The sequence below is a fragment of the Pseudoalteromonas sp. genome (genome assembly GCF_041629635.1).
Lineage (GTDB): Bacteria > Pseudomonadota > Gammaproteobacteria > Enterobacterales > Alteromonadaceae > Pseudoalteromonas.
This window is the reverse complement of record NZ_JBFKMX010000137.1, coordinates 1-9,454: the sequence shown is the minus strand read 5'-3', so window position 1 is coordinate 9,454 and position 9,454 is coordinate 1. Positions and strand designations below refer to the sequence as shown.

Sequence of the window (9,454 nt, the reverse complement as noted above, 5' to 3'; positions counted from 1 at the left end):
TGATTCTTTGGCCGACCTTTCGCTGTAAATATTTTTTCCAGCGCAAGCTCATTAGTTGCGTCTGCAGCCAAACCGTATACAGTTTCGGTTGGTAGCGCCACACATTGCCCTGCTTCTAGTAACGTCAGGGCTCTTACAATCGCTTTATCGCCTGAAAGTAAGTTTGTTTTTTTAAACTTAGTCATAGTTTCTACTTAAGGATTACATAATTGGCAATACATGGGATCTGCTTGATTATTATCAGCGAATAATATTTCTTGCCAATCACATTCATCACAGTGCTTTTGATATGATTTTATTCTTTGAGTGGGTAAATGACATTGTCGACAAGGCAGACCTTTTTCAGCTTTTTTAATTACATAATTCATTGCATTACATTTAGGGCAACATGACTGCATCCGCAGTACCAAATCTTGAGCGGCCTTTCTTATCATCATTTGCCTTTCAGGGCTATGCATTGCACGCAGATCTGGCGTCAAACAGAGCGGAAATGTCATCTTATTCTGCAGGCAAAAGTCTATGACTTGCTCTGCCGATAAGCCTTTGTAAGTGCAATCTCGGTGCGCTAACATCCAATATTGCTTACTGTGTTTTGTTAATGCCCTTTCCAATTCAATTAAAGAGTTCGCATTAATTGCTTCAATTAGGCTTGGACCACAGGCCTTGGCATAAACTGTTTGCTTCGTCGTACGATGGTACAAACAGAGTATTTCCTCATTCCAATTCATTATTCCGGGATAAGGGCCTCCACCAAAACTGCCCTCACTGCCAAGCCCCCATTCAGCATTCATCAGTTCACATGCTGTTTGCGCTTTCACTAACGCAGCTTTTTCTGGTGTGAGTGTACGTTCAATATCACCAGTAAAAGTGCCTAAAGCGTCAGTATCAAAATCACTACACTCTATCACTTCGATATTCAAACAACTCAATTCCGACGCAATCAATGGGGCTTTTTGATGCTTTGTTGCCAAATAAATTCGCATTATCTTGCACTTGTCTGTGGCAGCCATTGACCACGGTAGTAACGTATTATCTTTCCTGAACCATCCCAGTGGTTTAAATAGAGCCAATTATTATCAATTAACTGACGAACATTCTCATGGGTGTTAATGATCTCTTCAATTGCCTCTTGCGGCGCTGCAACATAAACAGCCAAACGTTGTGGCTGATGCATCCACTGTTTTCCGTTATGCAATGATTGCAGTGATAAACCAATGCGTAAATCTCCGCCATTGCCTTCAAATACCCCCATATTGTTTGTCACAGCATTATGAAGCACCTTATTCCCACATCCGAATTTGTGGTTATCGAATACAGAAGCGTTGTACTGCATATTGATCCAATTAGTTACTATCATAGGCGCAGTCAGTATCAATTCTAAAATTGCGAAGCCAGTATCTGCTTGCCAAGTATAGTCATGCAAGAAACTCCTGCCTTCAAGATTCAGATTTTCCGTCCAATGGCGAGGTGCAATAATAAACGCGGCATTGTTTGCCAACCCCCACTCAGGCTGCACTTGAGACCAATCACGGCTGCGTTTGATTAATGCATGGGCAATTTTTTTATCCGATTCATTTGCCAATTCTGGTTGTAACTTTTTGATTCGCTCTCGTCTTGCAGCATTCGATGCAGCTGATAGCCAGTGTTCAATGTCAGGTTCATTAAGCTGACTAAAGCAGTTTATTTGATCTGTCGTGGTATTATGAATTGCTGCAATAAATTCGGTTTCACCTAAGTTTACTCCTTTTTCAAGCAATATTTTACGCACTTCACTGTCATTCAATAAATGCGTCAACACACGAACATTTACCTCGCCGGTTTGTCCACCACATGCCCCGCAATCAAACCCCGCTGCATGTAAATTATTCGCGGTATGACTACCATGACCCACCAGCAATACTTTAGGTGCAAAGTCTTTAAGTCCCATTGCGTGCAGAATACCCTTTACTAACTCTGCTTTTTGTTCAGATGTAAGCACACCTTGTTCATTCTCTAAAACCCACTCGTTAACATTAGTGTTCAGATGCACAGGGTGAGGGTTGTTGATATTAAATAGGCTATTAGCGAGTAATTTAAAGCTATAGAGTACACCTACCGATTCAACCATGGAGAAACTTGAAACTGCACCTTTTTGCCATTGCTGCCATCGAGCACGATGATTATGAGACACGAAAGACTGTTTAGCATCGATGCTGCTCACCTTTATAATAGGTTTCAATAAACCAGGTAATTGCGGACGTTTTAATGGGCTTTGATTTACCGCAAGCTCTAAAGGTAAACCAAAAAAGCCAGCAAAGCCGAGTGTTTCTATTTCGTTGCTTTGTGACTCAAGTGCACGGCGTATCACTTCAGAGCGAACATCAATACAAAACGCGGCTTGTAATTTAGGTTTTCTTTTAACCGCTGAATTTGCGAGATTTAATTGTTGATTAAGTTGCTCTTGATAAGTCAATTCAGCCGCTTTTGCCCAGACCCATAGTGGCGCTTGTGCCTTCTCATGTATTGCTAACAAATCAGGAAGTGCGTTTAATGACTCATCAAATTGCGCTTTTAGTTTTGAAAATATCTTTGGTTTAGTGAGCTTTAAATGTCGTGCAATAACCAGTTCCCATGAAAGGCGTATTGCAACTAACGCTAGCATATCATCCTTATTTTGATCATATAATTGACCTTGCCAACGCTCATATGCAACCCATGCAGCCCAACCATTGATATCGAGAAGCAGTGCATGAGCATAATACTCTAAGCTTTCAATCGGGATATTTAGCTCATCAATTGCGATTGCAATCAGTGAATACTTATCTTGAGGTAAAGCTAAAAATTGCTTTTGCAACAGTGCTTCATCCATCACAATACTGATCCCACGATCGAGTTGTGTCACAGTTAGCCAATGACTGTAAAGGCAATCCACTTCTCTTGTTTGTTGTTCTAGCCGATAAAAATCGGCGCAAAACTGGCTAATTTGATGGACAATTTCATGGCACCAACCCATTTTATGTGAGTCGCGAGCATTATCGAGCAAAGCAGCAAAAGGTAGCCATTGTTGTACATTTTTGTGCTCGTGTAATTCAGCAATTAGCTCTTTTAGAGTCAAATCACTTGCTTGTTCTTTTCTCGCCTTATCAAGGCTTGTCTGAGAAATTAACCCCTGTTGATAAAGTGAGCGGTAGTACTCTCGAGGCATTTGGCAAGCTATGCCAGCTAAGGTAGATAACCTTGCTGCCACTTTTTCAAATGTCATATCTCGCATTTCCCAATAGGGGTTAACTGCAATAAGCTTATCCAATGGCCATGTTGGCGCTATTTTGCTACATGCGGTTGACAATGAATCAAATTGTGACTTTGTTAGCGCCAATTGCTTAGTCGCTAGTGTATTCATGTTCATAGTTAAGATTCCTGCTGAGAAAATGACCTAAAGGGCGTTTTGACTTTTGCGTTAGGTAATTCTGTTGGCCAAACTTTTAGTGTTAGCTTGGTTAACCATTCATCGAGATAGAGTCCAGCAAATAAACTGACTGACAGGCGCTTAATCCATGGGTTATGTGCAGCATATTGCAAACATAACGACAAGATAAATAACCCTAAAAGTAATACGCTAAGAAAAACATCTGCAGCACTACCAAAAGACGTTAATGCTGATGCAGGCAGCACTAGTACGTGAGAAAAGAGCCACTTAAATCCAATGTAGCACCCCATAATCAGCGCCGCGAAAGGCATTACCAACCATAACCGACTGTTTTGATTTTCACTAAAACGCTCAGCTAACAGCGAAGACAGTGCAAATGCAATCAATAACCATACACTAAAAGGGCCTTGGTATTGCGTTATCGATAATGTGCTAGCCGTGAGAGCAAACGACAGTACTAAAGCCACACACCACTGCCATAAACTTGGTCTTTTTACTGGCGCCAGTTGTGCTTGAAGCGTATCAAATACCGCACTACCCGATCCTAAAAACGCATGTGCCTTATAGATTGAATGCGCTATTAAATGCATCAATGCCAATTCGTAGAGGCCTAGCGCGCATTCAATGAGCATTAAGCCCATTTGTGCTGTGGTAGACCAAGCCAAACGCACTTTAATACTGACGCGTGTTGTCATCACTAATGCAGCAATCACAGTTGTAAAACCAGCAACCAGCAGGATCAACCATTTTGCAACAATTGCTTGCATCATTAGTGGCGCAAATAATAGTAATAAAAACCCACCTAAATTAATAATACCTGCATGTAATAGCGCACTGACTGGCGTTGGCGCTTCAACCACTTGCATTAGCCACCCGTGAACAGGTAATTGTGCGCACTTTATTAAAGCAACAAGCGCCAAAAGCGCTGCTGCTATTTGCTCAGATAACGTCAATGACAACTCGGGTTGCATCGCAACGTTTTTAAAATGCGTTAATATCTGACTAATAAAAAACGTTTGATGTTGTGAATAGAGTAATGCAATAGCACTGGCAAGGAGTAGTTCTGCTAATCGTGCCAATAAAAACTTTTTATGTGCCGCAAGTGATGCCCGTGATCGTTCGGGATAAAAGGTCAATAATCGATGCAGAGATAAGCTAATACCCGCCCAAGCAACCAGTAAAACCACCAAATGATTCGTTATTACAACACAAATTACCGCTGCAAGTGTTAGTAGCAACCAGCACCAGAAGTTCGAAGCATTAACTTCTGCTTGCATGTAATTTTTAGCAAATTTAGTAACAATAAAGCCAATTCCCATTACCAATAACAGCATTAACAAATTTAATATATTGGTGTTAACTAACTTGCTCTGTTGAGGTTCAAAAAACATCATCATTGTAGCAATCACTACAAACTGAAACGCAATAAAGAAGTTAATACCTGTCAAAATATGGCCAGGGTTAATGCGCCTAATTTTCAGCAATCCTGCAGCTATAACCAACAATATTGGAATACTTAATAGATGTATTGTGTGCATTGGCATGAATCATCACTCTAATTGAAATGGTATAAAAAGTATGCCAAAGCTTTTTACATAATTATAATAGATATAAACTAACAATACGTTCTGTTTTGATTAACAATTATTGATATGAGCCGCCTTAATTACCATCATTTGTACTATTTTTGGCGCGTTGCCTTGTCTGGCAACTTAACGCAAGTAGCAAAATCCTTACATGTATCTCAATCCGCACTTTCAGCGCAAATTAAGCAGCTAGAACATAATTTGGATATACAATTGTTTGAAAGAGTTGGTAGACAGCTAAAACTAACTCCTGAGGGCTCAAAAGTTCTCTCTTATGCTGATGATATTTTTAAAAAAGGCGATGAACTGGAGTTATTTTTAAAAAAAGGGGCTGTAGAGACAAATCAGCACTTATCTATTGGCGTGCTGACTAATTTATCGCGCAATTTTATTGAACATTTCGTCTCACCATTATTGGCAAACTCCAATGTAAGTTTCTCTTTATCAGCGGATAATATTAGCAACTTACTCAATGGATTAGCTAGTCATGAGTATGACCTAGTACTTACCAATGTTGCTGTTGGTACCACAGCAAATGATCCGAAATGGCACTCGCAATTGGTTTCTAGGCAACCACTTGCTATTGTGGGCCCAACTGATTCAATCATATCCAATAAGTTTCCGACAGGGTACGAGAGTACGCGTTGGGTACTGCCCAGTAAACATACCGAAATACGGAAATTATTCAATGCATTATGCGCAACATGGCAATACACACCGGATGTACAAGCAGAAACCGATGATATGGCGATGCTGCGATTGTTAGCTCGTGATAGTGGCGCGTTAGCAGTACTGCCCGAGGTTGTCGTTAAAGATGAAATAGCGCAAGGTAAATTATGCGTGTATCAAGAGTTGCCCAACGCTTATGAACACTTTTATGCCATTACAATTGACAAGAAGTTTTTACCTAGTAGCCTAATTGCTTTACTCCAGCAACAAATTCAGGGTTTTAGTGAAGTTAAGTGACAAGTAACGCTTATATAGCATTTTCAATGCCATAGGCATTTAATCTATCTACTTCAACTTTGCCTAACAACGAAGACAAGGAAATATATGCGTTTCTCGCTACTTTTAAGTCTATTTTTAAGTTTTAGTAACCATATGCTTTTTGCCAGTACACATAGCAACACCATTTTCGATAAATCACGAGACCGCAATATCCCTGTTACGGTATCTAAGCCTATAAATTCAGCAAGTTGCACGCAAAAAAATCAATGTCCGGTCGCCATAATTAGCGCAGGTTACGGCATTAAGCATACAAAGTATCAATTTATTGAAACCCTGCTTAAACAGCGTGGCTTTTTAACCATTGCCGTTGGTCATGAGTTGCCAAGTGATCCGCCTTTATCGGTGACAGGAAATTTATACCAAACACGCAGTGAAAATTGGCAGCGTGGCGCAGCCACTTTGCGTTTTGTAAGATCTTTTCTTGGCGAAAAATTTATTGGGTATAACTTTAATGCGCTCACGCTCATAGGCCATTCAAATGGTGGCGATATTTCGTCTTGGCTTGCAAATGAAAACGTCGATTTTATTGAGCGTGTGATTACCATTGATCACCGTCGTGTGCCACTTCCGCGTAATCACAATATCAAAGTGCTATCAATTCGTGGCAGTGATTTCCCAGCAGATGAAGGTGTGCTTTACACACCAAGTGAATTGAGTGAATACCCTGTCTGTATCGTAAAAATTGATAAGTCTCGCCATAACGATATGTACGATGGCGGCCCGACTTGGTTAAAAGAAGCCATTACCGACAAAATCGCACTATTTTTAACTGATAAGCCCTGTAGCAATAAGCACTAATACAATGACAAAACAAAACGTGTTTAATACAAAACGCCTTAACATAAAAGCACTGGATACACCGCTTGGCAGCAATGAACTATGCCAACTAGTGTGTATTTTAAGTGATGAGGTTACCGAACATTTACCGCCAAGTTTTCAGGGAATAACAACCGAACATGCAGCCAAAACGTGGTTAAACGAACAAGTACAAAGTAGCCAAGTATACGGCCTTTACTTAAATGAAATGGCGCAACTTGCGGGGCTTTTAATTATCTATGTTGAAAATCATCATGCCCATATTGGTTATTTATTTGCAAAATCACATTGGGGTAAAGGCTTGGCAACTGAGTTGCTGACGGGTTTAATTGCCTATGGCAAATCACAAAATGACTGGCATGTTATCAATGGCGGCGTGAGCACAGAGAACACAGCCTCAGCCCATGTGCTAACAAAACAGGGCTTTGTTAAAACACCTTCAAATAGTAACGATATGCTGCACTTTGAGTTAACCCTTTAGACTATGCAAAAATTACTAATCAGCAGCTGCTTGATGGGCAGACCTGTGCGTTACAACGATAGTTCGGTATCGTTTGATTTATCAAAACTTAAAAGCCATTTTACGCTTGTACCATTTTATCCTGAAGTAAGTGCAGGATTACTCACGCCAAGACCTCCCGCCGAAATCACACGTACAATCATAACAAATGCGATTATGGTGAAATAAAATGATGGCCTTGATGTAACAAACACATTTAAACAAGGCGCAAAACTCGCTTTGGCACATTGCCAAACACATCATATTAAATTCGCATTATTAACCGAATTTAGCCCCAGCCGCGGCAGCACTCAAGTATATGTCGGCACATTTAAAGGCATTAAACAGCGCGGCCAAGGGCTTACTGCAAAGTTATTAAGTCAACATGGCGTTAAAGTATTTAATCAATTCCAAGTTAATGATTTAATTAAGCTAGCTCAAAAGGACAAGGATCATTCCAGTGCTCACAATTGATTACCGCGTTGCCACAAAAGAAAACGCAATGGATATCGCAGCCCTTCATACCAAAAGCTGGCAAAGCACTTACCATACAATGCTAAAAGCGGAGTATTTAAGTGATATAGCACCGAACGAGAGACTTACAGTATGGCAATCTCGTTTTAGTCACGATAACGAAAAACAACATGTGATTATTGCAAACCATCACAGCAAGCTTGTCGGCTTTATTTGTGTTTATGCTGATCATAGCGAGGAGCATGGCAGCCTTCTTGATAACCTACATGTTGATAGCAACTACCATGGCAACGGCATCGCCAAACAATTAATGACTATGGCAATGAAATGGCTTAAAGAAAACGCTAAGCACCCAAGTGTTTTCCTTGAAGTGTTATCTGGCAATCAGCACGCCATTAAAGTTTATGAAAAACTTGGCGCCAAACGCATAAAAGAAGGTGTATGGCATGCGCCTTGTGGCTCGCGGGTTGATGAGTATGTTTATTTATGGCCAGAAATTTCGTCATAAGTAACCAAACACTTACACTATAGAACCTGATAAGTTGTCTGTCGTAAAACTGTCAGAGGGTTGTCAGGTATATGTCGTAATAACGTCTAGTATTTGTCGCTGTAATCTGTACACTCATTTTCTATGCTCAGCCTTATCAATAGCATCTGATAAGGAACAACCCAATGAGTCTATTTGTGAAACTTGATAATAAGAAAATACAACAACTACGCTTGCAACATTGCTGGAGCCAAGAAGAACTTGCAGTGACAGCAGGTTTAAGTATTCGCACCATTCAGCGTGTTGAAAAAAATGGCAATGCCTCGCTTGAAACAAGCAAAGCGCTTGCAGCTGTGTTTGAACTCACACCGGCACAATTGCAGCAACAGTCCAGCATTGAGCATGTTGCTTTTCACTTTTTAGTTAAATATGGCTGGATTGCCGCATTTGCTATTTCGAGCATTCTATTTGGTTTATGGATTGTCGATATTCTAATCCCAACGCTAAAAGGCGCTAATTTTGATGCACAATACGAATTGCATGGTCATTTCCGCTATTTGGATTTTGGTGGCATTAGCTTTGTGAGAGGGTTTGTATGGTTGAGCATTAATGTGTTTGTGGATTTTCAAACTCGCAAAAAACAACTTTCAAGCTCAACCTCTTCTATTTAAGGATAAATATGTATTCAGCAAGCTGCCTTTGTGGCGAAGTTAATATGACCATAAACGGTGCAATTAGCGATATTATTCATTGCCACTGCTCGCTTTGCCGCAAATCGAGCGGCACCGCGTTTGCCACAAATGGTTTTATCACAACAAAGTCGCTTAGCATCACTAAGGGGCAAAGTTTTATAAATGCATTTGAAGTAAAACCAGGCAGAAAACGTCATTTTTGCAAACAATGTGCGTCTCCACTTTATAGCTCAAACGCGGATGACCCAACTCGTTTACGCCTTCGTCTTGGCGTGCTAAATAGCGATATCACTGAACGCCCAATGTCACATAATTTTGTCGATTCAAAGGCTAATTGGGATAGCTTAAATGAAGATCTCCCGCATTACTCTGAATTTGAACCGAGTCGTGCAAAGTAACTGGGAACCACTAAATGAGTAAAGTTGTTTTAATTACAGGCGCGTCGCGTGGTATCGGCGCCGCCACTGCCAAGTTACTTGCAAAACG

General features: G+C 40.5%; 10 protein-coding genes and 1 pseudogene. 7 read left to right on the top strand and 4 right to left on the bottom strand.

Features of this window, described 5'->3' with window-relative positions; translation table 11 throughout:
• From ABYD77_RS15590 to ABYD77_RS15575, 4 genes are all read right to left on the bottom strand, one after another.
• Positions 1 to 185: L-threonylcarbamoyladenylate synthase (locus ABYD77_RS15590; protein WP_372771044.1), on the bottom strand; the 185-nt coding region annotated here is incomplete at its 3' end.
• 9 nt (positions 186 to 194) lie between these two features.
• Positions 195 to 983, bottom strand: a complete 789-nt coding sequence (locus tag ABYD77_RS15585) for a DUF6671 family protein (RefSeq protein ID WP_372771043.1) — start codon at positions 981 to 983, stop codon at positions 195 to 197.
• Positions 983 to 3,385, bottom strand: a complete 2,403-nt coding sequence (locus ABYD77_RS15580; RefSeq protein WP_372771042.1) for a YbcC family protein — start codon at positions 3,383 to 3,385, stop codon at positions 983 to 985. The genes ABYD77_RS15585 and ABYD77_RS15580 overlap by 1 nt, the downstream gene beginning before the upstream one ends.
• A 2-nt stretch (positions 3,386 to 3,387) precedes the next feature.
• A complete protein-coding gene (locus ABYD77_RS15575; protein ID WP_372771041.1) occupies positions 3,388 to 4,944 on the bottom strand; it encodes an NADH-quinone oxidoreductase subunit L in 1,557 nt (518 codons plus the stop codon).
• Between the two features lie 114 nt (positions 4,945 to 5,058).
• Here ABYD77_RS15575 and ABYD77_RS15570 point away from each other — a divergent pair, with 114 nt between their 5' ends.
• From ABYD77_RS15570 to ABYD77_RS15540, 7 genes and pseudogenes are all read left to right on the top strand, one after another.
• Positions 5,059 to 5,958, top strand: a complete 900-nt coding sequence (locus ABYD77_RS15570; RefSeq protein ID WP_372771040.1) for a LysR family transcriptional regulator — start codon at positions 5,059 to 5,061, stop codon at positions 5,956 to 5,958.
• Between the two features lie 87 nt (positions 5,959 to 6,045).
• Complete coding sequence (locus tag ABYD77_RS15565; RefSeq protein WP_372771039.1) at positions 6,046 to 6,798, top strand: alpha/beta hydrolase; 753 nt, start codon at positions 6,046 to 6,048, stop codon at positions 6,796 to 6,798.
• Between the two features lie 4 nt (positions 6,799 to 6,802).
• Entirely contained in the window at positions 6,803 to 7,297 is a 495-nt protein-coding gene (locus ABYD77_RS15560; RefSeq protein ID WP_372771038.1) for a GNAT family N-acetyltransferase, read from the top strand.
• Between the two features lie 3 nt (positions 7,298 to 7,300).
• A pseudogene (locus tag ABYD77_RS15555) lies at positions 7,301 to 7,789 on the top strand (DUF523 domain-containing protein).
• Positions 7,776 to 8,297 (top strand): GNAT family N-acetyltransferase, encoded by a 522-nt coding sequence (locus tag ABYD77_RS15550; RefSeq protein ID WP_372771037.1) that lies wholly within the window; start codon positions 7,776 to 7,778, stop codon positions 8,295 to 8,297. The pseudogene ABYD77_RS15555 and the gene ABYD77_RS15550 overlap by 14 nt, the downstream one beginning before the upstream one ends.
• Before the next feature lie 164 nt (positions 8,298 to 8,461).
• A complete protein-coding gene (locus tag ABYD77_RS15545; protein WP_372771036.1) occupies positions 8,462 to 8,947 on the top strand; it encodes a helix-turn-helix domain-containing protein in 486 nt (161 codons plus the stop codon).
• Positions 8,948 to 8,955: 8 nt separating this feature from the next.
• Positions 8,956 to 9,366 (top strand): GFA family protein, encoded by a 411-nt coding sequence (locus ABYD77_RS15540; protein ID WP_372771035.1) that lies wholly within the window; start codon positions 8,956 to 8,958, stop codon positions 9,364 to 9,366.
• Positions 9,367 to 9,454: the final 88 nt, after the last annotated feature.